Source organism: bacterium (assembly GCA_021371935.1).
In the GTDB taxonomy this organism is placed as follows: Bacteria; Armatimonadota; UBA5829; order UBA5829; family UBA5829; genus UBA5829.
Genome location: JAJFVF010000007.1, coordinates 112,944 through 136,024 on the forward strand (window position 1 = coordinate 112,944; position 23,081 = coordinate 136,024).

A 23,081-nucleotide genomic window follows, 5' to 3' on the forward strand; every position below is an offset into this window, starting at 1 on the left:
GCCGAGTTAGTTAATAACACTGGGTTACTGCTTCATCGTTATCGAATACTGGAGGCTAAAATGACAAATAGAATCGCTTATTTATTATGTGTGTGCCTGATATGTTCCGTGATGATTTCGTCAATGGCACCGGCTCAGACACGAACCACTCCCGTTGAGGTTGCAAACACTCCCACTGTGGAAATTTCTACGACCAACAACCTGGTTCAGACCCAGGCAAAATCTTTGAAAGTATCGCCTCTGTCCACATCGCTTACAATCGCTGCAAATAGTTCAGTTTATATTCCTGACGTGGACTGCAGCGGTTACAAAGAGGCGAGGGTAATGATGTATTCCAGCATGGCGTACACTGTTGCACAGGAAGTGTCCTTGACGTTTTATTATGATGCAATTTCAGTGGGAATCACTCCATGGTGGAGTTCGGGGAGCCAAAATCAACTTGGCTTTCAGCCTATATGTAGCTCATTCTGCGCCATCATACCTGTTATGGGAAATGTTCTAAAGATCAAGCTGACTAACAGCTCTGATTCTGCGATTACAATCAATCCCAGTTCCTGCTGGGTGTATCTGGTCAACTAGATCGAGTATTAAGCCAGGGGAGTACGTTATGAGATCAGTAATTACGATGGTGCTCACGCTTAATATGCTGGTGGGAGCAGTCATATGCGATGCCGCAACCTATTTGGACCCGATGCCATTCAACAATGCCATTTCTGGTTTTGGTTTCAAGAAAACATTCAATCTGGATTCTCTTGTGTCTGGGACAACGGTCACATCCTGCGGCATGGTGAGCATTGGCAGTAATGGCCTCGCTTCCGATGGCGAGACCTCGCTGACACTTATGCCCATCGCGACCGATGACTACTCCACATATTCGTCTCCGATATCGATTGGAGTATCAGGCTCAGAAAACCAGTTTCTTGCCGGTAACAGCGACCGGATTATATTTACTTTTTCGCGTCCGGTGCATGCTTTTGGACTGTATCTGATAGGCAATCCCAGCCCTACGGGCGATCCGGCAATACCGTTTTGGAAGATGCATGTGTCCAATTCATCAGGATACGATGCCTACAGCGCCACTGATCCACTCACTACGCTCAGCGAAGGTAATGATGCATATTTCCTGGGTGTCGTATCTACTGGAGACCCGTTTACGCAAGTCAACCTCTATTCGGACAATGATTCAGCCGCTGTGTACAGTTTCAATGTTGACAACATTACCATAGCGGCGGATGTGCCGGTTGTCACTCCTGTCGAGGCTAAATCTGTCGCATCCGGTGATGTCGTGATACCGGATGTGATAGTGACGAGAGTCCATTCTGACAGGTTCAATGTAGAGACGTCCAACAGAGTCGCGGGAATGGCTGTTATCGGCGATGGAACGTCGCGTGATAAAGCTGTTTCGATCTTTGGGACGGTCCAAAGCACGAGTGATGATGAGCGCGTGATACAACTGGTGCAGTTGATAAGCGAGGAAGATTCTGCTGCCCCAGCGCCGCTCGGCATAGATGGCAAGTATGCCGGTGGTGCTTCAATGGGACTGCAGACCGGATGCGTGGGCAGTGCCGGTCTTAACAATATTGGCCTGGATGTGGTTGTATGGGGCAGGGTGACCGCTTACGACGAAAGTATTCAGCATACATGGATCACAGTTGATGACGGCTCCGGTCGAGACAGTGGAATGGGTTCACTGGGAGTCAAAGTCGAAGGCCCGGCCATATGGGGCAACGGCAAGTATGTCGGTGAGATAGTGAGAGTACAGGGATCAAGTTCTATATTTAAAGTCGGTTCCGAGCATTATCCATTGATCCGTGTGGCGGAATGGAGTGATATTGAAACTCTATACTATCCTCCGCAATAACCAGATGCAGGCTTGGTTTGCCCGTGTACGCAATATAGGTAGGCACTGAATCTGGATTTTGTAATGATTCAGTGCCTTCTTACTACGCCACAATCTTCTTTTAGTTTAGCGGCATATAGAAGAATACCTCATCAAAAGTGCTATGTTCGCCCCATGACTCGGTAATACCATTTGGGAGACGTCCATACTCAGTAAACCCAAGTTTTCGATAGACTGTTTCCGCAGTCGTGCCGCCGCGAACGGATATGCATATGGTGTTTTTGCCATTCTTCGCTGCCAGTGCTTTACATTCCTCGAATAAACTCCGCGCGATACCCATGCGTTGGAAACCGGGGTTTACGACTACATCATGAAGTGTGCAGATATGAGACCTTAAGGGATGCTCATCGAATGCTATATACATTGTGGCGATGACATGTCCGTCTACTTCTGCCACCAGCGGAAGCGCCTTGTCTTCGGAATAAGCCCACAGATTGCCGGCAACACGGTCTTCGACCTCATTTAGTGTATTTCGAGAATACACATTTTCCCATAGGTCCTGGGCGTCTTCCGTTTGAACAATACGGATGGTTGTTCGATCTTGCATGTTTAAGCCTCCATTTGCTACGTCAACTAATACTGGGTCAATTTGGCGGTTGATTTCTCGTTGTTTGTGGATGCGATATCGTGTCGGCGAACACCCGAAATGGCGTTGAAATGCCTTATAAAACCCTGCCTGCGTCTCGAAACCATAATCGAGGGCTATGTCATAGAGTCTTCGTTCATGCGCTAACTCATTGACCGCATGACGCAAACGCTGCAGCCGGATATATTCCATTACCGGCATGCCGATGCAGTCTCGAAACACATGACACAGATGCCATTTAGAAAAACCCACTATTTCTGATAATGTTGATATCGAGATTTCTTCTGTTAGGTGCGCATCGATATATTCGATTACTTGTTTGATTTCCGCATTAATTTCCAACGCATTCACCTAAGCAATTTACTTTGTAAAGCCATCGTAGCACAATATTTCCTGTAGGACTTTTCCTGTTTTGCGATTTTTACCTTATATTGTATCAGGATCAGAAAAAAACAGGCATCTACATCACCAACTCTTGACAAGCAGGGTTTTTGGGGATAATATTTAGATATTAGACTAAATAACAAATAGGTGCAATATGAGCAATGTATACAAAGCGCTTTCGGATCCTACCAGGAGGAAGATTTTGCAGATGCTGCGCGAGCATGATATGACCGCCGGTGAGATAGCCGAGCATTTCGATATCACAAAACCCACGCTCTCAAGGCATTTTGCCATTCTCAAGGAGGCCGACCTGATCTATGGCGACAAAGTCCGCACGACGATTACTTATCATCTAAATGTATCCGTGCTGGAGGATGCATTGGTCAGCCTGCTGGATACATTCGACCTGCTTAGGCGCGATAGTAAGAACAAAGTCGAAATCAAATCTGATGGAGGGGCAAAACAATGGAAGACGAAACAACATCCGGCATGAAGCAGGTGCTTACGGCAGGAGCATATATTCTCTTTATAATGCTGGTGCTTACTGTTGTTGGCTGGATCAATATCCCTGATGGTCAGAGGATTGTCACACACTGGAATATTAAAGGCCAACCCGACGCATATTCGAGCAAAGCGGTTGGGTTGTTGGGACTGCCTGTTGTTACACTGGTGCTGACTGGAATATTTGTCTTGCTTGCCAGAATCGAACGCCTCTCTTTTGTTAAGACGATTATATGGATAGCTGCCATGATGCCGCTTGTTGTATTGCAGGGATTGACTGTCTGGGTCACACTTGGCCGGAAAGCGGATGTGAGTGCAATTTTGTGGGGAACATTCGGCTTGCTTCTCATTGTGATCGGCAACTACTTTCCAAAGCTGCGCCAGAACCGAATATCCGGGATCAGGACGCCCTGGACTCTTTCCAGTGAGCTTTCATGGAACAAGACTCATCGTATAGGCGGCAAACTGACCGTACTATACGGCCTATTGATCCTGCTATGCGCTTTTTTTCTTGATTCCGTGGCTTTACTCTATGTGATTATCGCTGCAGGGCTGCCATGGGTTCTATTTCTGTTCATATACTCATACGTGATCTGGAAAGGTGACCCAGGGCGTTCGCCATCGTCTATATGACCTGCTTGCACATCCGGCCGCATTGGCTTAGCATGTATATATGGATTTATACGAAATGGCCAAGGCAAGGCTGGCGCGTGAAAAGGGTGGGCTGACCATCGACAGAGCCGCCGCTGTCAGGTTTGCTCTGGCTTTCCCGAATGAATATCGTGTGGCGATGGCATCGCTTGGCTATCAGCTCGTCTATCGGATGATAAACGAACTGCCCAATGCCTCTTGTGAACGTGTGTTTTTGCCGGATAAGGTCGACCTCAAAGAGTATGTACGGACAAAAACAGAGCTGTTAACTCTGGAGAGCCTCTCGCCGCTTTCTGAGTTCGATGTGGTCGGTTTTTCGATCTCATTCGAGATGGACTGTCTCAACATCCTCAGAATTCTCAAGCTGTCGAATCTTCCCATTAAGTGCGCTGACCGTGATGACTATGATCCGGTAATAATTGCTGGTGGACCATGCGCCACGTTTAACCCCGAACCTCTTGCGGACTTCATCGATGCATTCGTGATAGGCGACGCTGAGAATGTTCTGTCCGATCTGGTCGACGTGTTGGAGCGTGGACGGGATAAGCCTCGCAGTGACATGTTGCAAGAGCTTGCGACGGTTGCTGGGGTTTATGTGCCGTCTTTAGGCAATAGAGCTGTGCGGCAGATTGCAATGGATTTGAACTCACACCCGTGTGCGTCTGTCATACGCACCGACGAGGCCGGGTTCGGCGACACCGAGCTTGTCGAGATTGCCAGGGGCTGCGGCAGGAAGTGCAGGTTTTGCGTGGCGGGACATATCACTCGTCCTCCCCGTCAGAGAGATATTCGTAATGAGTGCAGAGGCTTCGATAAGGTCGGCCTTGTGGGAGCGGCTGTCTTCGATCATCCCGACGCCATGGGGATATGCGAGTCGATAGTGGCCTCCGACGGGCAATTCAGCACATCTTCCATCAGACTTGAGACTGTGACAGATGAGATTGCCTCACTTATGGCGGCATCGGGTCAAAGAACACTCACAATCGCGCCGGAAGCCGGCAGTGCCAAACTGCGCCGTGTGATAAACAAAAACGCGACTGACGGTCAGATATTTTCCGCCGTATCGTCGGCTTATGCGGCGGGTATCAACCGTGTGAAGCTTTACTTCATGATCGGCCTGCCCACAGAGACGAATGAAGATATCAGCGCAATCATAGACTTGGTCAGCCGGCTTGCAAATGAGTTTTCGACTGTCAATTTTCAGGTCTCGGCAAGCAGTTTCGTGCCTAAGCCATGGACACCGTTTCAGTGGCATGCAATGGAATGCGAGAGTGTGCTCAAAAAGAGATACGCGATGCTCAGAGCCGGAATATCGTCGATCAAGGGAGCGAGTTTCAGTGGTGAAAGCCCGAGGCTGGCGACAATACAGGGATATCTTGCGCGAGGTGACAGACGAATGGGCGCTGTGCTTGAAGCGGCATTGGCCAACGATGGTGACTATCCGGCAGCACTGCGTGAGACCGGCATCGATATTGTTGAGTATATCTACACGGATCGGACTTTTGACGAAAAGCTGCCATGGGAGAATAATATAGATAACCGCCTGAGCAGGGATTATCTGTGGAATGAATATCAGAAAGCTCTAGGTGAGCAAATAACGGCTCAGTGTGATGTTGGCACATGCAAATTATGCGGCGCATGCAGCAAGATTTAGTAATTAGTATATTGTATTGATTATTGTCTTAGGCACGCCGATCTGCTCCCTCTCCTGGGGGAGAGGGTTGGAGTGAGGGCGCTATCTGATTTAGTATTTGGTATTTTGTATTGATTATTGTAGTAATTGTAGTAAAGGTAATGGGTGGATGCGGCTTCCGAACTGGTATAGAGTAGAAGAGAACGGCTTGTGGTATTATCGCGCATGGAACCTGCACACGTCGCGTTTGGTCTCTCATGGTTTCAGCACGCGAATAGGCGGTGTCAGCCATGAGCCTTACAACACGCTGAACCTGGGTCTGACTGTCGATGATGACCCGGAGGCCGTGCTGGCCAATAGACGGGCGTTTGCCGGTGTGCTGGGTCTCAACCCGGAGAAAATAGTAGTGCCGAACCAGATACACTCGAATATTGTAAAGGTTGTGACTGAGACAGATGCTGGCGCCGGTGCTCTGGACCACTCGAGCGCGATAGCCGATGCCGATGCGCTTATCACAAATGTCCCGGACCTGCCTCTGGCGCTTCACTTTGCCGACTGTGTGTGCATATTCCTGCTCGACCCTGAAAACAGGGCGATTGGTGTGGTTCATGCGGGATGGAGGGGCACTGCGGCGAATATAGTGACCGAGGCAGTCAAGGCAATGGAATATGAATACGGCACGCAGGCAGGTGATATACAAGCGGCTATTTCCCCATCGATCGGAAGAAACTGCTTTGTTGTGGGCAAAGATGTGGCTGAAGAAATTTTCAAGGCGTTTCCGCACGACGACCGCATTCTCTCTCAATCCTCGACCGATAAGTGGTTTGTCGACCTCAAGAACGCGAATTTTATACTTCTGAGGCGATCTGGTGTGCCTGCTGCGAACATAGCAATCAGCCAGGAATGCACATCATGCAACTCGGAAGATTTCTATAGCTATCGCCGAGACGGCAAAACAGGCCGGATGGGTGGCTGGATGAGCCTGCTCGGTTAAGGTGGAACTCACATGTCATTCCCAGCTTGACTGGGAATCCAGTAACTTGCATTACGACTAACGCTAGGAGTCTGGGTTCCCGCTTTCGCGGGAATGACACAGGCTTGCTTACATTAGTGAGGGGTGCATCCAGTACTACTGGGCAAGTAAAAGATAGACACGCAAATTTTATACAATTTTTTACTTGACATAGCAGGAATTAAATGTAATACTATTCAACAAGTAAATGTCTGGTTCCTGGTAATCATGTGATTACTTGAAGACAGCAGTTCGTAATGGCGAAACATGTCTCTTATTGAAAACAATCTTCGACTGGTCAGAGACCGCATAGACAGTGCGGCGAGAAGGGCTGGTCGAAGTGGAAGTGATGTTACTCTGGTGGTCGTGACCAAGACCCGGAGTATTGATGAGATCAGGCAGGCCGTAGAGTGCGGTGCAACGGACATAGGTGAAAACTATGTCCAAGAATCAGAAGAAAAGTTTAGCACTCTCGGCAAAGTTGCGAAGTGGCATATGATAGGCCACCTGCAGAGAAACAAGGCCCGTCATGTGGTCGAGTTTGCAGACCTGATCCACAGCGTCGATAATGAGGCGCTGGCAAAAGAGATTGGTCGAAGAGCTGAGGCGATTGGGCGAATCATAGATGTGTTGATCGAGGTCAATATATCCGGCGAAGAGTCCAAGTTCGGTGTCGAACCGGATGAAGCGCTGAGGCTGGCAGAAAGAATTGCTGAGATAACCGGAATACGGCTTTGTGGTCTGATGGGGATGGCTCCATTTTTGCCAGACGCGGAGGGCACTAGGCCATATTTTAGAAAGCTGAAACAGGCTTGGGATAAGCTGCCGGATGAGCAGCGTCTCTATCTCTCGATGGGAATGACGCATGACTTTGAGATTGCGGTCGAGGAAGGCTCGAACATGGTGCGTATCGGCACGGCCATATTCGGTCCGAGAGCATAGAGCGGTCCAATAAGAAGTAATAACACAATTGAATTCAGTCACGGATAGGAGTGACGCCCAGCACCCGACCTGGCTGGTATAAAAACCAGAATGGGAGGGTTACTGTAGTGAGAACAGCTCCGCAAGAAGATTTTGACGAACAGCCGAGAGGGCTGTGGGGTCGAATTAAAGACAAGATCGGTTGGGGTGAATACGACGAGGACGAACTGGAGTATGTGGACGAGCCGGACGGAAGGCGCAAAGCCACTATGGTCAGAGTTCACTCCTCACGGATAAACCGGGTTTCGGTGTGGTTGTCCGTGCAATCGTTTGAGAATGCGCAGCAGGCGGCTGACGGCCTCAAAGAGGGTCACCAACAGATCGTCAATATGGAAAAGGCCTCACCCGAGGTATGCGCGAGAGTGATCGATTTCCTGAGCGGTGTTATCTATGCTCTGGACGGCTATATCGAGAGGGTTGGGGAAAAGGTATATCTGTTTACTCCCAGCAACTATGTGATTGAAGTCGAGAACGGTGGACCGAGCAAGAAGGTCCAAAGTCCGTTCCACGATAATTAGCAGTGATGGGACTCGGGAAATCGCCGGGTCCCTGTTTTATTTTGAGTGGAAAGCTGATAGTGGAAAGTGGAAAGCCCGGAGGATGTTGCTTTTCACTTTAGGAGAATTGTAATGGCATCGGAGAGGATCGGAAAACTGGCAATAATAGGCGCGGGAGCAATGGGTGGCGCATTTGCGAAAGGAGTCATATCGGCTGGGCTGTTTTCGCCCAATGATGTGACGATGGCCGATATCAGCAAAACCCGGCTGGATTATGTCTCCGGCGAGTGGGGAGTCAATACCACTACAGATATCTCCGCAGCCATTGCCGACGCCGACATTGTGCTGTTCGCCTTGAAGCCGGGTGTACTCTTGGAAACACTGCCGGAACTGGCAAAAGCAGTCAAAGACGGCCAGCTTATTATCTCCATAGCCGCCGGTGTCAGGTTGGAGTCTATCGAGTCTGAGATGCCCAGGGGTACTGCCGTGGTGCGGACTATGCCCAATACCCCATGCCTGATCGGCGCGGGCGCTATTGGCTTTGCCAGAGGGCGTTTTGCCGGTGATGAGAATGTGGCTCTTGCAAAGAGATTGTTTGATGCGGTCGGGATTGCATTTGAAGTGCCTGAGAAGATGCTTGATGCGGTTACCGGCCTGAGCGGGAGCGGTCCGGCATATGTCTATGTGATGATAGAGGCTATGGCCGATGCAGGAGTGAGAGTAGGGCTGCCGAGAAACATTGCGCTGCAGTTGTCTGCACAGACCGTTTTCGGTTCGGCCAAGATGGTGCTTGAGTCGGGTGAGCACCCGATGAAACTCAAGGATCAGGTGACAAGCCCAGGCGGGACCACGATAGCAGGGATGGACGCTCTGGACAAGAACGGCTTCAGAACTGCTCTTATGGAAGCCGTGAAGGCCGCTACAAAGCGTTCCGAGGAGTTGGCATAAGCCTTTTGTGGGCAGGAATGCCCGCGGAGATAGGCCAGGGGTAAGAATCCCCTCGACCATCGGAGACCAATGACCGACGACCGATAGGAGAAACATTATGTCAATCACACCAGTAGACATATTACATACAGAGTTCAAGACCGCGTTCAAGGGCTATAACAAGGCTCAGGTGGATGAGTTTGTCTGCTCGGTCAGGCAGGCTCTTGAGGAAGCGCTTAAGGATAAAAATGAGCTTGCACGCAGGCTGGACACGCTTCAGGAAGAAGTGGAGCGCATCCGCAAGATCGAGTCTGCTATGACTGATGCGCTCACTGTTGCGCAAAAGAGCGCGGATGAGGTCCGCAGCAGTGCTCATAAGCAGGCTGAGCTGATCCTTAAAGAGGCTGAGCAATCTCGTGTCCAGATGACTGTGGAGGCTCAGAAGGAAGCGGAGAAGTATAGAGCAGATGTCGAACTGATCCAGGCGACCCGTGACAGGTTCGAGTCCGAGCTTAGGGGGATGCTCACTTCATATCTCGAATGGCTCGACAGACGAAAGTCGGGTGAACAAGCTAAGAGCGAGGTCGCTTGATTGAGTTCCGACCAGGCAGAAGCAAGCACGAGTAAGCGATGGGGCATTATCCTTGTGCTGGTAATAATTGCTGCATGCCTGATTGGTATTCAAATCGCAGACATAAGCGTCGGCACCCATGGCGGCTCGCAGGCTCAACTAAAACCGCATTCCCAGAAGATCCTTATATATGTGGGTGCTCTGTTTGTCACATGCGCGTTTTTCGGCATTGTGCTGGCCATTTCTTTTTTTATCAATAATTACAATTCACTCAAAAATGCCCAGCCGCACAATGTTTCTTCGTCCTTATTGATCCGTGTTTTTCTTGTGTATCTGATCGGGAGTTTTGTGCTTGAGAGCATTGCCTCGGCATGCGTATCGATCAGTGGCCTTGACTCGTCAGGTGAGACTGGAAATCTGATATTCCTGGCCTTGCATGCTCTGGCGATCCTCGCAGCCTGTGCTCTCGGGCTGAGTGCGCTGGCAAAAATGACCGGCTGTGACGACAATGTATTTGTGGCGATTGGCCTCAAGCCGCTGCCTTTGAAAGATGCGTTCAAGTGGGGGCTGGGGACGTATATTGCGGTTCTACCGTTTTTTGGCGTAGCTGCATATATCAGTCAACTGCTGGATAACACTGTATTTCGTGGAATAAAGACGCCCGAGCATCCGCTTGTCCCCTACTTTACAGGTGGTGGTGGCGGATCATTTGCTATTATTCTGATATTGGGTGCGCTGGTTGCCCCTTTGGTTGAGGAAGTCTTCTTTCGTGGAGTATTGTATGGAATGCTGAGGAGTTGGATGCGCGTGTGGGGTGCGGCGGCATTTTCTGCGGCTATTTTTGCGTTCGGCCATCCACTTCCTGAGTATTTTCTGCCGATATTTGTTTTAGGGGCAGCCTTTGCGCTTGTGCGCGAACGAACCGGCTCTCTCATGCCCTCGATGATAGCTCATGCGATTCACAACGGGTCTGCAATAATCCTGATGCGATTGCTTTATTGACAAAATTTTGGAACTAGCTGTGTGTTGAGTTCGTTATAGTATAGGTGGATTCCGTAGGGGGTGGTATAAGGTCATTGACCGACTGAACTTGTTTGTAGTATTATCACGTAATCGAAAAGTATTGAAAGGAGCTATATAAATGCGTAATAGGATGCTGATTGTGGCAATGGCGCTGGTTATATTAGCGTCGGCCACGACCATGGTTTTTGCTGCCGATGCGGCGAAGCCATTCGACACTGATGCGGCGCTTGCGAAATATGGGGCAATGCCGAACGACACCGTACTGGCAACTGTGAACGGTGCGCCGATTACCAAGGGCGAGTTGACAAAGATGCTGTGGTCATGGAGTGCGCCAAACCATCTCCAGTTTTTGATAAACCAGAAAATGGTGTGGCAGGCTGCAAATAAGGCTGGCGTGACGATATCACCGGCTGAAATGAAGGTAAAGATCGATGAGCTGATCAAAAAGAGCGGCGCTCCTAACCTGGACTATATTCTGGCTCAGTCCGGCCAGACTCGCCAGCAGTTTTTGGCTATGCGCAAGCTTTCTTTTCTTGCTGAGAAGATTGTTGCAAAGACTATAACGGTCACGGATGCCGAGTATGCGGAATATGCCAAGGCTCAGCATATTTTAGTCAGATTCCCGTCGGATGAAAAAGACAAGACAAAGGCTGAAGAGATAGCCAAAGCCAAAGCTGATGAAATTTATGCAAAGGCGAAAGCCGGCGAAGATTTTGCAAAGCTTGCCGATGAATATTCCGATGATCCTGCAAACAGCCGCGATGGTGTTAAGCATGGTGGTTATCTGGATTGGTTTACGCGTGGACGTATGGTCCCTGATTTCGAGAAGACCGCATTTGCAATGAAACCGGGCGAAATCAGTGAGCCTGTTAAGACATTCTATGGCTATCATATCATCAAACTTATCAAGCTCGGCAAGGATGCTACAGATGCTGAGAAGCAAGAACTCAAGAAGATGATTATTGAGAACAAGACTCCTATGGAGTTGGGGAGTTGGTATCAGAAGATTTTGGGCGAAACAAAGATCGTCAACAAGATCGCTCCTGACAGCATGAAGCCCAAGCCTCAGGTAGCTCCACAGGCAAAGCCGAAGCGACCAGCTGCAAAAGTGGCCCCCAGGTCGACAAATCCGCCTCTAGAAAAGCCTGCTCCTGCCGAAGAGAGTGGGGAGAACATTGAGACTCCTCCGCCTCCGCCGGTACCTGCACAGTAAATAAGAACGAGTTGTTCGATTAGAATAAAAGAGCCGTGGAGATTATCTCCACGGCTCTTGACATATGCTGGTGGTTACAGGAAAATATCTTTTAGCCTGTATTATGCGCTTCCCGCATAATACAGGGCTCCGATAGCATTATTCACGCTTCTCGTGAATATTGCAGGCTAGTGAATATGTGCTTGGAGGCTTGATTGGCTGTGGATAAGGTAAATGTCGGTATAGTGGGATATGCTTTTATGGGCAAGGCGCACAGTGTTGGTTATCGCGACTGCGCATTTGCCTTTCCTGATGTGAAGGCAGTGCCCGTTATGAAAGAGATATGCGGTATTGGCGAGCAGGCCGTTAAAGAAGCTGCACTTCGTTATGGCTGGGAGCGCTGGAGTTGTGATTACGAGCATGTGGTCACGTCAAAAGACATTGACCTGGTCGATATATCCACGGGCAATGACACACATAAAGAGATCGCCATAGCCGCGGCGCAAAACGGCAAACACATATTTTGCGAGAAGCCGATGGCTATGAATGTGGCGGAGTGCAGACAGATGGTGGATGCGGTCGAGAAGGCCGGCGTGATCCACATGATAGACTTCAACTATCGCCGTGTGCCCGCTGTTGCTCTGGCCAGGCAAATGATAGATGAAGGAATGATCGGCACGCCGTATCACTTCAGGGCGGTATATCTGCAGGATTGGATCATGGACCCGAATTTTCCTCTCGTCTGGCGCCTGCAGAAAGATAAATCAGGCTCGGGTGCACATGGCGACCTGAGCGCTCATATAATAGACTTGGCGCGATATCTGTGTGGTGAATTCGACTCTGTATGTGGTCTTATGAAGACATTTATCAAGAATCGTCCTGTGCCGGATGAGCCGGGCAAGATGGGCGAGGTAACTGTCGATGACGCCACCATGTTTTTGGCGAAGTTTGCGAACGGCGCGGTCGGTACATTCGAGGCGTCCCGCTTTGCCGGAGGTCACCGCAACGGTAACCAGTTTGAGATCAACGGCAGCAAAGGCAGCATCAGGTTCAATCTTGAGCGCTTGAACGAACTAGAGTATTTCGACCTGAGCGACAAGCCGAAATATCAGGGCTGGAAGACTATTCTGGTCACTGAGGCCGACCATCCTTATATCAGAGGCTGGTGGCCGAGCGGGCATATAATCGGCTGGCAGCATCTCTTCGTGCACCAGGTCTATAACCTGATGAACGGAATCGCCGAGCACAAATGCCCGACACCCAACTTCTATGATGGTCTGAAATGCCAAGCCGTGCTCGAAGCTGTGGAGAAGTCGGCTGAGACCGAGCAGTGGATGATAGTCGAGAATTAATCCGGCGTGCTTGTCGGCGGAACTCTGAGTTCTATGAGTTTTGCCGACACCTGTGCAAGCGCGTCACCAAGTTCGAGGCAAGTCACTTCTTTATTGCCGTCTTTGAGCAATGGCGAGTCCTGTGGCAGGAAACCACAATTTTTAAGTAGACCGACTGATGTTGTTGCCCAGTTGCTCGTCTGAGAAGAATTTGAATCTTTGTCCTTGCTGTTTATAATTGGCTTTTGGCTCGACTGAATGAACTGAATCATATTTGCAAGCGCCACACAAAGCTCGTACCTGGTGACGTGTCTATCGCCCTTGAAAGTGTCATCAGGGTAGCCGTGCATAATGTCGTTTTGTGCCATCATATCCACTGCATCATTTGCCCAGTGGTCACCCGGCACATCTTTGAAAACAGTTGTCGGTTGAATGTTGCCGGTTGACGGTTGGAGGGCAGGATGTGCTTCATCCGCCCAGCATGGGACACTCAGAAGTGCGATACTTGCCAGAAATAGAGTCACAAGCCTCATAGTTTGCTCCTTGGTAATGCTAGCCCGAATTATGCTCGTCGAGCATATTTCGGGTCCGGGCTGCGCATCATCCATGTTTCTCGTGAATAATGCGCGCTAGGTCAGACCATAAACAAAAAAAGCCAAAAAGCAGGACGACTCCAACTTTCTGACTTTCCAACTTTTTGACTTCTTATTCAAACCCTGTTTCAACGTTCGAACGCGATATCTGATCGCGTCCGAAACAGAATTTCCGCAATTTCAGATTGCGGTATTTTATTCAAACCCTGTCTCGATAAACTTATCTCGGATGATGTCCATCTGATCCAGCGCTCTTCCGCATCCCAGTGCCACACAAGACAGCGGGTCTTCGGCCACATGGATCGGAATACCTGTCTGCGCCGCAAGCAGCTTATCGAGTCCTCTGAGCAGCGCACAGCCGCCTGTGAGCATCATACCACGTTCTATAATGTCTGAGCTGAGTTCGGGCGGTGTCTGTTCGAGAACGCTCTTAACACGTTCAATGATAGCGCTGATAGGCTCATTTAAGGCTTCTCTGATCTCGGCAGATGTCACTTCGATTGTTTTCGGCAGTCCGGCGATCAGATCACGTCCCCGCACTTCAAGAACCAACTCTTGTTCCATCGGAAATGCGCTTCCAATCTTTGTCTTGATCTCTTCGGCAGTGCGCTCACCGATCATCAGGGAGTATTTTGTCTTGATGTGCCGAGCTATTACTTCGTCCATCTTGTTCCCGCCGATGCGTATCGACTTAGACAGGACTCTGCCGCTCAATGATATAACTGCAATATCTGTTGTTCCGCCGCCTATATCGACAACTATATTTCCACCCGCGGTTGCAATGGGCAAGCCTGCACCTATGGCGGCTGCAAGCGGTTCTTCAATTGGGTAAGCCTGGCTTGCTCCTGCGCTTTTTGCGGCCTGGACGACTGCTCTCTTCTCGACAGCAGTGATTTGCGACGGCACGGCAATAATAATCCTGGGCTTGAGCATACGCTTCCTACCACATACTTTGGATATGAGGTATTCAAGCATTTTATGTGTGGTAGAGTAATCGGCAATGACACCATCACACATAGGTCTGATGGCCACTACATTTTCGGGTGTACGGCCTATCATCATCCTGGCCTCTTCGCCGACAGCCACAAGTGATTGGCTTGTGGTATTCATGGCGACGACAGAAGGCTCGCGCAGCACAATGCCTTTGCCTTTCAAGTAGACCAGAATATTGGCAGTCCCAAGGTCGATGCCGAGTTCAGGAACCAGATTAAACACAGACAGTCTCTTTCTCTTGTTCGTTATGATTGCTCACCTGCGCACCAATGCTGCGCAGTTTTTCGACCATACATTCATACCCGCGTTCGATATGCTCAATACCACTGATTTCACTTTGTCCTTCAGCAGCCAGCGCGGCGCATACAAGTGCAGCGCCGGCTCTCAGGTCATAGGCAGTGGTCTGGGCGCCGGTGAGCTTGGGCACACCATTGATGACGGCTGTTCTGCCTTCCTGCTTTATATCGGCTCCCATCCTGATGAGTTCGTTCACATACCTGAACCGGCGCTCATACACGTTTTCAGTTATCACTGAAGTGCCTTCGCCAATCGAGAGCATCGCGGCAAACGGCTGTTGAAGATCAGTTGGAAATCCGGGGTGGGGCATGGTCATAATGTCTGTGGCCATCGGTCTTGCATTAGCGCGTACGCGCATTGTATTGTCCGAGATATCCACCACTGCCCCGACTTCGCGCAATTTGAGCACGAATGGCTCCACCATTTCCTCACTGACGCGTTCGATGCGCACATCACCCCTAGTTACGACTGCAGCCACGGCGAATGTTCCTGCTTCCATGCGGTCCGGGGGCATTTCAAAATCGACTCCACACAGTTCCTTTACGCCTTCGATCCGCACGGTCGATGTGCCGGCACCGTCGATTTTAGCTCCCATTTTGGTCAGGAATGATGCAAGCTGTGTGATCTCTGGTTCAGCGGCCGCGTTATGGATTGTGGTCACGCCATCTGCCAGAGATGCGGTCGTCATTATATGCTGTGTGGCGCCTGCGCTTGGGAAGTTTAGGTAGACCTGTGTTCCTCTAAGTATTTCGCACTCAGCTTCCACGAAACCATGATCGATATTTACATAGGCTCCAAGTGCCTGTATACCCTTAACATGAAAATCAATCGGCCTTGCACCTATATCGCACCCGCCCGGCATTGCCACTTTCGCGTAACCCTTACGCGCAAGCATTGGGCCGAGTACACAAAAAGAAGCCCTCATTCTCTTTACGAGTTCATACGGGGCCTCAGTGGCTTCAATATTAGTTGCGTCAATGCGGACAAGCCCATTAGGTTCTGATTCACATTTGACGCCCAGCGCTCGGAGCATGTCCATCATGGTATTTACATCGCCGATGGATGGAACATTATGTAAAACCGTCTCACCCTTGGCTAAAAGTGCACCCGCCATGATAGCAAGTGTTCCGTTCTTGCTGCCGCTGGAAACGATTGTTCCGCTCAGACGTGCGCCGCCGGTCAACAAGAGTTTGCCCAAATTATAAGACCTCCTGTCGGAATGCATACCTTCTAGCCCGCATTATTCACGATTCTCGTGAATAATGCTCTCCGAGATCCGGATTATGCGGAAAGTGCATAATCCGGGCTAATGGCCTGCCGACATTCTTCTTGCTCAAGTATACTAATATGAGCGAGCATATGTCAAGGAAGGCAGTCACATTTGAAAGCTGTTAATAATAACGCACACAGCCAGCCAAAGGTATACACCGTACAAAATACTGCCCCGGCCTACGTCCTTGGGTTTTACTCGCGTCTCTTGCCGAACCGGCTGAACCGGTCAGGTCGTAAGCGAGAACCATGATCGTAAACCAGGGTAGGTCTGACATCATTCATTATTTTTATACCCCTACACAATAAGCTCAAAACCCCGACAGCCTGATGCATACGTATGAGGGCGTAAGGGTAAATCTCATACATTCATATGAAGGCGGATAGAGATATTGCCCGAGCTGCCAGATGTTGAGATGCTGCGAGAGTATATTGAAAGCACATCACTCCACCAGAAAATCGTTGATGTGAATGTGGAGCGTACCCGTCTGCTGAGAGTTGACGAGCCTACAATAAAAAGAGCCCTAAATGGATGTAGTTTTGAGCGCTGCAATCGCCATGGGAAATTGGTGTTTCTGGTTACAGATTGCGAACCAGTTTTAGTAATGCACTTCGGAATGACAGGCAATGTGCAATATCTGAGAAATGAAGAAGATGAACCCGGCTATTCTCGTATGCGAATTTGCTTTGCAAACGGCAGTCGTCTCTCATATACATCCATCAGAAAGCTGGGCAGAATAGACCTGACTGATGATGTAGATGTCTATATCATTAAAAATCGACTCGGGCCGGATGCACTTGCAATCGATAAAGAACGGTTCAAGACGATTATCAGAGCAAGCGCAGCTTCCATCAAATCCGTACTGATGGACCAGGGCAAAATTGCGGGTGTTGGCAATATTTACAGTGATGAGATGCTCTTCCAAGCTGTCGTGCATCCTATGACAAGAGCCAATGAGCTAGACGACATGACCCTGGACAGGCTCTTTCACAAGATGAAGCATGTGCTTAGGATCGCAATAGACCACGGTGCCGACTCCAGGGCATTTCCTGGTTCGTGGATTGTTCACAGAAGAACAGAAGGCGCAAACTGTCCCAAATGCGGCAGTAAGATAGAGAAACTGAAAATATCTGGGCGGACAAGTTACTATTGCTCTGGGTGCCAGATACCGACATGAGCTTTACCCCACCTTGCCATCTCTTTCAAAATAGGCAGCAGCGTTCTACCGGACTCGGTTAGCGAATACTCAACCTTGGGTGGTATGACCGGGTATACTTTTCGATGAACGATTCCGTCTGACTCAAGCTCACGTAGCTGTTGCGTCAGCATTTTTTGAGATACGTTCGGTATCCTTCTCTGGAGTTCTCCAAACCGCAGGCAGCTCTCTTTTAACTGCCATATTATGATTGGTTTCCACTTGCCTCCGATAATGGCGAGAGTTTCTGTTATAGGGCAGGTTGGTTCTTTACAAACATCCATTGTGACAGTTTCCTATTAGTACGTATAGCACATATTAGTACATACTATTCAAACCTATAGTAATCAACTATACTTCAGTTACTTACATTATGCTATCACAACATGGGAGGCATTTCAATGAAGATAATAGGGGTCATGTGCAGTCCGCGCAGGGGCGCGAATTCGGATACTATGGTCACATCTGCGCTTGCGGGTGCGACCGAATTGGGAGCAGAGACGAAGGCTTTTGTGATAAACGATATGAACATCAAAGGCTGCCAAGCATGCATGTACTGCAAGACTCACGACGGCTGCGCTGTTCAGGACGACATGCAGCTCATCTACAAAGAACTGGCCGACGCGGACGGCGTGGTGATAGGCGCGCCGGTGTATATGTGGCAATATTGCGCACAGGCTAGGCTGTTTATTGACAGGCTATATTGTTATATGAACCTCGACTTTACGGCTAAAATCAACAAGCCTGCACTCGTGCTCATAAGCCAGGGTAATGATAATCCTGATACGTTTGTGGAATCTCTGAAAAAGACAGGCCTGATCGGACTGTCCGTCAAAGACATGATAATTGCCGCGGATGCCAATCAGCCTGATTGTGTAAGCAAGCAGCCGGAGCTTTTGGAACGCATAAAGCAGGCGGGCAAGAAACTTGTATCATAGATTATATCCGTTGACTGCCGACAGCCTTCAGTTATTCGGAAATTTTCGGCTCAGCTTATTTCTTACAATAATGAGCTTGCCGGGAGGGCGAGGCTCCCGCCGAGTCATAACACTGAACTGCGAGTTGCCGACGGATTCTATTTACAAAAGGGGAATAACATGTGCCGTTTCAAAGTAGATGCATCACTTTGCACAAAATGCGGCTTGTGCATAAGTGATTGCCCTTCGTTTATCATAATGCAGGATGAAAGCGGTTTTCCGACTATTCCAACTGAAAAACAGCCGTTTTGCCTGAAGTGCCAGCACTGTCTGGCTGTATGCCCAACAGGCGCTGTCTCAGTGCTGGGTAGGGACCCTGTGGACAGTCAAATGATATCGAGTATAGATATGCCGAGCTTCAAGCAGATGGATCATTTTGTGCGAAGCAGGCGGAGCATACGTAATTACAAGGACGAAAACGTAGACAAAGCTCTGATCGATAAGCTGCTGAAGTCTCTGGCGCATGTGCCCACAGGATGCAACGCGCAGGAGTTGACGTTCAATGTGATTGACGACAAGGACACGATGCGCAAGTTCAGTGACACACTTGTGGATGCATTGATGAATGCCGGTGCAAATCACACATCAGAGAATCCATTCCTGCTGCAGATTATGGAAATGCCGCGTGAAGCCGTGGCCAAGATGCTGTTTCGCACAGCTCCGCATGCCTTAATAGTATCGGCTCCACAGGATGCGCCTTGCCCTCGTGAGGACATTGCGCTTGCCCTGGCATATTTCGAGCTTTTGGCACAGAGCGCCGGTCTTGGGACTGTGTGGTGGGGACTTCTTCGTCGCGCGCTGCTGATTGCTCCTGAGGCCAAACCATTGCTTGGCATCCCGGATGATCATGAGTATTACGCCATACTATTCGGGTTGCCAGCGATTGAGTTTGCTCGAACCGCTCAAAAGGAAGATGCCGCCGGGGTCAGGTATATAACTCTCTGAGTAGGAGTTCATACGAAAGGCTGCACTCACATCGCTAAAATGTGAGTGTGGCCCCCAGCTTCTACACTGGTGTAGGAAACGTTACCTCTTTCTCTAAGTCCAAAGGCCGGAAAGCCATCTCCCAACGATAAGAATTGCATGCACGAGGCGGGCTATTGCCTGCGCCGTGTATGCTTAATGTGGTCGATTGTGAATGTAAGCACAGGGTCATCTTCTTTTTGATATGGCAGCAGTAACTTGTCATTCATTGCGATGTCGGGAATAACACCATGTTCGTCATCGCCCTGCCTTGGTTTTGCATTTAGGAATTGTTTGAAAGAGACCCCGCACACAATTCCGCTGTTGTTGAGTTCGAACATATAAAGATTCCCGAATGTGACTGGAAGCCCGCCAGTCTCGTAGCCCAGTATCGTTCCTACACTGTAGTCGCGGAACATCGCCGCAAAGCAAGAAGCTCCCGAGAATGTGCCGTTGTCCACAAGCAAGAAAACCCGTCCCGAGAAGAATGCGTCCGGTTTGGGCGCAGAGTGCTCCTCAATCTCTTGCGTAATGACCATGCCATCAAGATCAGCATCTTGGGGGAGGCCATTGTAACTGGCTACCTCGGCGTCCGACCGAACGTCCCGGCTCAGCTTAGTGCGCACTTTTGAATACTGATGAAATTTTCCCGGATACAAGTAGCTGAAGAGGAAATCTCCCATTGCTGAGGCACCGCCCCCGTTGCCGCGGATGTCTATGATCAAATTTAGCGATCCCTTGTCCTTGATTGCTCTGAACGCGCCATCGATCTTTTTCTTCTCATCGTCGTCAAGGCGAAAAGACGGGTACACCAGATACGCGATATTGCCCGAGTCAAAAAACTCGACGTGAGTGCCCTGGTTCCGCCGCTCTTGCAGCTTGTTGGGGTGGCGATTCCAATCGCGGCTCTGGAATTCGGCAAGACTTACCGTCGCAACCTTCCGCTCGCTCTCTTTGCCTTGCGCATCCCGAAGCCGCAGCGTAAGCGACTCTGCGGAGCCACACATGTCAAAGTAGTAGTAGTAGAAAAAGTTGCGTGTGAAGCGCGAAGCCTTCCATGCCAGGGTCTCGCCCGATATGCGGTCCAGAGCAGGGCGCAGGAACTCTAGTATCGGTCTTCCATCCACTGAGATGATCTCCAACCCTTCTATGCTCTTATCGCTCGAGGCGGCAACCGTGAAGCGACCATTATCGTAGTCGAGCAAGAATGGAGGTAGCCGTTTTACCGGTATGGTTTCCGGTGTGGGCGCAGGCGGGCTCCAGTGAAACGAAGTATGCCCGTCCTGAAAGAACGCAGCAGCGTAGTAAAGAATGCAGACAAAGTCAGTCATAGCAATTTTGCCGTCGTTGCCGACTTTATTGGCAATGTCGTCCACAGTCTGCTGTTTCAGCTTGATGTAGTCCTCAAGACTCACTTTTGCCAACGGATCGGGGTGGACCCGCTGTACAGTCGAGAAGAACTGCTGCGCATCGGCGGCCGCCTCAGCTTGCGGAATGCGGTCTCTGGGGAGCATGAAACGCCTGCTATAGTTAACTTCTTTCAATACTTTTCCGCCCTGTGCAATGGCGCACGAGCAATTCCGCGATGCCCAAATACTGTTCACGCCGATCAGCGATGCATTCGAGCCGGCGGCGAACACGACGCAGTAACCATCGCCATAAGGATTTTTGCCCACCAGCATGATGCGCAGGTCGTCGGTGATATGTACGTTCAGATCGTTCCAATGCAGCCTGCCTCCCACGATCTGCATATTGAGGGGCTGGATGGCGGCTTCAAATAGTTTCGACCCCTCGCCCAGGGTTGTGAACAGGACAAAACCGCCCTTGAGCTTTTCTTTCAGCATTGAGTCGCTTGTCATCGCTGCATTGATCGGCTCCTGTCCTGGCGAAATACTGTCTGCGGATCGCTTTATGTAGCTAAGCGCATCGGCTTGTTTCTCGTCTTGTGGAATTGCATACACGCACTGAGTACCATTCCTAATAGTGTCATTGACGGTCATCTGTGCCAGCGAACATGATGCCGGCAAGAGGGACGTAAGCAGCAAACACAACAGAAATGCAAACGGAGTTTTTTTCAACATATTCTCCTGGGGTTGTTTTAGTGTTCTATTGTGTTAGACGGGGATGTGTGAAAAAATGTTAACTTGCGATAGCCGACCTTGTAGCTGCCATAACAGTCTATTGGGGGGAAGAATGATGGTGGAGCTGGCGAGATTCGAACTCGCGGCCTCTTCCGTGCGAGGGAAGCGCTCTCCCAACTGAGCCACAGCCCCACTGTGCGTGTTTATTATATCACGGCGCACATTGACGGTCAATATAGGATGGGTGTCGAAGCAGTTCAGTATTGCAGGAACGAACAACGCTCGGTGCTGGGAGGGCGAAGCTCCTGCTGAGCCAAGAATTATACGCCGTTGTGCTCTACTACTGCGCAACAAGTTTGAACTTGACCTGCTTCACTAGTTCGCCCTGCAAATAGAGCGACAGGGTATTCTCTCCTGGCTTTAGCTTGCCGGATGAAAACAGTTCAGACATTGTATATTTGATGTAAGGTGCGTATCCATCCTCCGTATGCTTGGACTTTTCCGCATTACCGCCGACCCATTTTTTATTTGAAGCACCCGACATCTCCCATTTTACTTCCTGCGGGAAGTCTAGCGTGTCAATACAGACAATTCCGGCAATGCCGTGTTCGCCATCGGTAATAAACGGCACTTCTGTCTCGTCTTCAATCGGCACAGCGTTATCTTCTACATTGTAGAAAAGCTGGAAATTGATGAAGCCGATGCCCCTGAGTTCATCGCTGTTCTTTGCTCCATATGCAGCCAGCCGTGCGGCAAAATCCTCACCTGTGACTTTTGATACCGCATCGGTAAGATCATGCCCGCCTGTGATTCTTGACTTGCTTATTTCTTGGAAAATTTTGCCGATCACACCAGAGCCATGTCGTTTTGCCAACTCCTTGATTTCGTATGTCGCAAAGGTATAGTGAGCGTTATTAAGTTCACCGCTCATTTTGTTGGGAAGCACTTTTTCATATTCAACAGCCCTCCAACTCAAAAGATCGACCTGGTCTTGCAGCGGGGTGTATTGCTCTACATATTTTGCCAATTTAGCGAAATATTCATCCATTGCAGGCTTGCTGACGAACTTACCCAGACACAGTGCTCCAACATAGTCGGCTGTCCCGTCGCATATCCAACGCCTGAAGCATCCTTGCAAAGGTGTGTCAATGACAATCATGATCTCCGTTGTCTCGTGGAAGAAAGCATGCATGTCCCAATCAAGACTGAGTCTTTGTAATTGGCTATCAAGGTATCCTCTGGCCTGATCAATCTGTGGCTTTTCGAAGCCGATGTCGATTGGAATACACACTGGGGCAGGTTCGGTAGATATTACACTGTGAAAATATGTGCTGAACTTATCATTAGCGGAATCATACAATACGCATGGCACTCCATCTCCAGACTTAACAGCCTCTCTGAGTTTTTCGATGTGCCAGAGTTGTATATGTTTTGGACTGGGAAGTGCACCTGTAACAGCAGCACTGTGATCCAACAAGACATATTGCGTGTTCTCATATGCGCCTCCTGAAAATGTATTCGAT

23 protein-coding genes and 1 tRNA gene are annotated in these 23,081 nt (G+C 49.6%); 16 read left to right on the plus strand and 8 right to left on the minus strand.

Annotated features, from left to right (window positions below; all coding sequences use genetic code 11):
* The first annotated feature begins 60 nt into the window (after window positions 1-60).
* Both LLG46_05860 and LLG46_05865 read left to right on the plus strand, forming a co-directional pair.
* Window positions 61-579: a hypothetical protein gene (locus tag LLG46_05860; GenBank protein MCE5322828.1), complete on the plus strand. Its 519-nt coding sequence runs from the start codon at window positions 61-63 to the stop codon at window positions 577-579.
* 28 nt (window positions 580-607) lie between these two features.
* Complete coding sequence (locus LLG46_05865; protein MCE5322829.1) at window positions 608-1,861, plus strand: hypothetical protein; 1,254 nt, start codon at window positions 608-610, stop codon at window positions 1,859-1,861.
* A 100-nt stretch (window positions 1,862-1,961) separates the two neighbouring features.
* On the opposite strand, the gene LLG46_05870 is transcribed toward LLG46_05865, so the two are convergent.
* On the minus strand, window positions 1,962-2,828 hold the full coding sequence (locus LLG46_05870; protein ID MCE5322830.1) for a GNAT family N-acetyltransferase: 867 nt from the start codon (window positions 2,826-2,828) through the stop codon (window positions 1,962-1,964).
* Window positions 2,829-3,024: 196 nt separating this feature from the next.
* On the opposite strand from LLG46_05870, the gene LLG46_05875 reads away from it, so the two are divergent.
* The 11 genes from LLG46_05875 (at window position 3,025) to LLG46_05925 (ending at window position 13,210) form a co-directional block, all read left to right on the plus strand.
* Entirely contained in the window at window positions 3,025-3,363 is a 339-nt protein-coding gene (locus LLG46_05875) for an autorepressor SdpR family transcription factor (GenBank protein MCE5322831.1), read from the plus strand.
* Window positions 3,336-4,004: an SdpI family protein gene (locus tag LLG46_05880; protein MCE5322832.1), complete on the plus strand. Its 669-nt coding sequence runs from the start codon at window positions 3,336-3,338 to the stop codon at window positions 4,002-4,004. The genes LLG46_05875 and LLG46_05880 overlap by 28 nt, the downstream gene beginning before the upstream one ends.
* A gap of 40 nt (window positions 4,005-4,044) precedes the next feature.
* Window positions 4,045-5,676 (plus strand): radical SAM protein, encoded by a 1,632-nt coding sequence (locus tag LLG46_05885; protein ID MCE5322833.1) that lies wholly within the window; start codon window positions 4,045-4,047, stop codon window positions 5,674-5,676.
* A 148-nt stretch (window positions 5,677-5,824) separates the two neighbouring features.
* A complete protein-coding gene (pgeF, locus tag LLG46_05890; GenBank protein MCE5322834.1) occupies window positions 5,825-6,649 on the plus strand; it encodes a peptidoglycan editing factor PgeF in 825 nt (274 codons plus the stop codon).
* A gap of 285 nt (window positions 6,650-6,934) precedes the next feature.
* On the plus strand, window positions 6,935-7,609 hold the full coding sequence (locus tag LLG46_05895) for a YggS family pyridoxal phosphate-dependent enzyme (protein ID MCE5322835.1): 675 nt from the start codon (window positions 6,935-6,937) through the stop codon (window positions 7,607-7,609).
* Between the two features lie 107 nt (window positions 7,610-7,716).
* Window positions 7,717-8,166: a cell division protein SepF gene (locus tag LLG46_05900; protein ID MCE5322836.1), complete on the plus strand. Its 450-nt coding sequence runs from the start codon at window positions 7,717-7,719 to the stop codon at window positions 8,164-8,166.
* Between the two features lie 111 nt (window positions 8,167-8,277).
* Window positions 8,278-9,093 (plus strand): pyrroline-5-carboxylate reductase, encoded by an 816-nt coding sequence (gene proC / locus LLG46_05905; protein ID MCE5322837.1) that lies wholly within the window; start codon window positions 8,278-8,280, stop codon window positions 9,091-9,093.
* A gap of 97 nt (window positions 9,094-9,190) precedes the next feature.
* The gene (locus tag LLG46_05910; protein MCE5322838.1) at window positions 9,191-9,664 is read left to right on the plus strand and encodes a DivIVA domain-containing protein; all 474 of its coding nucleotides are present in this window, start codon (window positions 9,191-9,193) and stop codon (window positions 9,662-9,664) included.
* Entirely contained in the window at window positions 9,665-10,645 is a 981-nt protein-coding gene (locus LLG46_05915) for a CPBP family intramembrane metalloprotease (protein MCE5322839.1), read from the plus strand.
* A 139-nt stretch (window positions 10,646-10,784) separates the two neighbouring features.
* Window positions 10,785-11,879: a peptidylprolyl isomerase gene (locus tag LLG46_05920; GenBank protein ID MCE5322840.1), complete on the plus strand. Its 1,095-nt coding sequence runs from the start codon at window positions 10,785-10,787 to the stop codon at window positions 11,877-11,879.
* Window positions 11,880-12,079: 200 nt separating this feature from the next.
* A complete protein-coding gene (locus tag LLG46_05925; protein ID MCE5322841.1) occupies window positions 12,080-13,210 on the plus strand; it encodes a Gfo/Idh/MocA family oxidoreductase in 1,131 nt (376 codons plus the stop codon).
* Here the strand turns inward: LLG46_05925 and LLG46_05930 are convergent.
* The 3 genes from LLG46_05930 to murA all read right to left on the minus strand — a co-directional run bounded on the left by LLG46_05930 (window position 13,207) and on the right by murA (window position 16,270).
* Entirely contained in the window at window positions 13,207-13,722 is a 516-nt protein-coding gene (locus LLG46_05930; GenBank protein ID MCE5322842.1) for an S-layer homology domain-containing protein, read from the minus strand. The two genes, LLG46_05925 and LLG46_05930, sit on opposite strands and share 4 nt — an antisense overlap.
* Window positions 13,723-13,977: 255 nt before the next feature.
* Window positions 13,978-14,997 (minus strand): rod shape-determining protein, encoded by a 1,020-nt coding sequence (locus LLG46_05935; protein MCE5322843.1) that lies wholly within the window; start codon window positions 14,995-14,997, stop codon window positions 13,978-13,980.
* Window positions 14,990-16,270 carry a UDP-N-acetylglucosamine 1-carboxyvinyltransferase gene (gene murA, locus LLG46_05940; GenBank protein MCE5322844.1) on the minus strand — a complete coding sequence of 427 codons (1,281 nt, stop codon included), beginning with the start codon at window positions 16,268-16,270 and terminating at the stop codon, window positions 14,990-14,992. Before murA ends, LLG46_05935 begins: the two co-directional genes overlap by 8 nt.
* Window positions 16,271-16,733: 463 nt before the next feature.
* Between murA and LLG46_05945 the strand changes: the two genes are divergently transcribed.
* Complete coding sequence (locus LLG46_05945; protein MCE5322845.1) at window positions 16,734-17,519, plus strand: hypothetical protein; 786 nt, start codon at window positions 16,734-16,736, stop codon at window positions 17,517-17,519.
* Here LLG46_05945 and LLG46_05950 read toward each other — a convergent pair.
* A complete protein-coding gene (locus tag LLG46_05950; protein ID MCE5322846.1) occupies window positions 17,489-17,821 on the minus strand; it encodes a helix-turn-helix transcriptional regulator in 333 nt (110 codons plus the stop codon). The two genes, LLG46_05945 and LLG46_05950, sit on opposite strands and share 31 nt — an antisense overlap.
* Before the next feature lie 117 nt (window positions 17,822-17,938).
* Here LLG46_05950 and LLG46_05955 point away from each other — a divergent pair, with 117 nt between their 5' ends.
* Both LLG46_05955 and LLG46_05960 read left to right on the plus strand, forming a co-directional pair.
* Window positions 17,939-18,475, plus strand: coding sequence for a flavodoxin family protein (locus LLG46_05955; GenBank protein ID MCE5322847.1), 537 nt, complete (start codon window positions 17,939-17,941; stop codon window positions 18,473-18,475).
* A 159-nt stretch (window positions 18,476-18,634) separates the two neighbouring features.
* Complete coding sequence (locus LLG46_05960) at window positions 18,635-19,459, plus strand: nitroreductase family protein (GenBank protein MCE5322848.1); 825 nt, start codon at window positions 18,635-18,637, stop codon at window positions 19,457-19,459.
* Window positions 19,460-19,611: 152 nt separating this feature from the next.
* Here the strand turns inward: LLG46_05960 and LLG46_05965 are convergent, their stop codons facing one another.
* The 3 genes from LLG46_05965 to LLG46_05975 all read right to left on the minus strand — a co-directional run bounded on the left by LLG46_05965 (window position 19,612) and on the right by LLG46_05975 (window position 23,035).
* A complete protein-coding gene (locus LLG46_05965; GenBank protein MCE5322849.1) occupies window positions 19,612-21,558 on the minus strand; it encodes a hypothetical protein in 1,947 nt (648 codons plus the stop codon).
* Window positions 21,559-21,674: 116 nt separating this feature from the next.
* Window positions 21,675-21,750, minus strand: a tRNA-Ala gene (locus LLG46_05970).
* Between the two features lie 148 nt (window positions 21,751-21,898).
* On the minus strand, window positions 21,899-23,035 hold the full coding sequence (locus LLG46_05975; GenBank protein ID MCE5322850.1) for a hypothetical protein: 1,137 nt from the start codon (window positions 23,033-23,035) through the stop codon (window positions 21,899-21,901).
* Window positions 23,036-23,081 lie beyond the last annotated feature (46 nt).